Below are 1,216 nucleotides of genomic sequence, written 5' to 3'. Positions count from 1 at the left end.
AGATAAATAAATTTGCATGCTGTGAGCCTGGGCCTTTTTCTGAGCTAAATAATGCGCCATTTTCGCCAAGTTTTAGACCAAAGATAAGTGCTAGTAAAAGCAAAATAGCGATGATCAGTGGCAAAAACCCGATAGCTTTTGCAGTGGTTTCATTTTCAGGTAAAATGTAGCCATTTTTCTTGAAAGCTCGTCCCACAAAGACGCCAGCAAACAAGCCAACAACGCCAGCAATAGCGGTCATATCTCCACCTCCAAGGCGCAAAAACGCCCTCCAAGGGCAGCCTAAAAATATGAGGCAGCCTATCATCGCAAACACGCCTAAGAAAAACCTAGAAAATGCCGCGCTACCAGATACTGGAGTGAAATTTCTACTCCAAAGCATGCTGGCTAGAAAGCCTCCGATGATAAGCCCTAAAATTTCAGGCCTTAGATACTGCACGACTTTGGCCTGGTGAAAGCCAAGCGCACCCATGCTATCTCGTAAAAAGCAAGCCGCGCAAACGCCCATATTGCCGGGGTTGCCAAAATACACAAGTAGCGCGCCTAAAGCGCCGAGCGCCGCACCTGAAACGATAAACCATTTTGAATTTGAAAAATTCATGAAGTGTCCTTTGAAAAGGTAAAATCGACCCGATTTCTTAGGCGTTATTTTACTAATGTTAAAATAAAAAATTAATAAAATTTGCTTGCGATTTAATCAAATTTGAAAGGGAATATAAAATTTAACTTAAGCAGTTAAATTTACATAAATATTAAACGTGTTTAAAATTTGCAGATGTTAAATTTACGGCCGTGTAGACAGCTCAAAATATGCCAAAAACAACCACAAAAAGCAGCTATTGTTTTGATTGTAAAAAAGGACGGCCAAATTTAGCCGGCTTTACCGCGCTAGCGTGCCGCCCCCTTGCACAACTTTAATCAAATTTGAGGCTAGATTTACTTTTTCTTGCCGTCTTTTTGTTCGCTTGCAGCACTAAATTTCTCAGTCTCTTTTGCACTAAAATTTGACGTGTCTTTAGCTTTTTCGCAACCGTCTAGTAGGGGCGAGGCGATATTTTGTATCCCGCCGTTTAGGTCGATGCCTACTTGCTTCATTAGGTCGTCTATTATAGGCGCGTTTACTTTATAGTTTAAAGACGCGTTTACGATTTGATCAGATAGCGAAGCGCCCGAGTTGCTAACGCCGCCATTAGCATTCAAGCCCGAGCCGCTCTGA

Annotated in this window: 2 protein-coding genes; both read right to left on the bottom strand. The window is 42.0% G+C overall.

The features are described 5' to 3' along the window. The coding region (gene yedE / locus Q0200_RS09680) for a YedE family putative selenium transporter (protein ID WP_297940738.1) at positions 1-601 on the bottom strand (601 nt) is incomplete at its 3' end. A 335-nt stretch (positions 602-936) separates the two neighbouring features. Next, on the bottom strand, positions 937-1,216 hold a 280-nt coding region (locus Q0200_RS09675; protein ID WP_297940736.1), incomplete at its 5' end, for a flotillin domain-containing protein.

This window comes from uncultured Campylobacter sp. (genome assembly GCF_938045225.1).
GTDB lineage: Bacteria > Campylobacterota > Campylobacteria > Campylobacterales > Campylobacteraceae > Campylobacter_A.
Note: the sequence above shows the minus strand (reverse complement) of the source record. Positions and strands in the feature narration are given on the sequence as shown.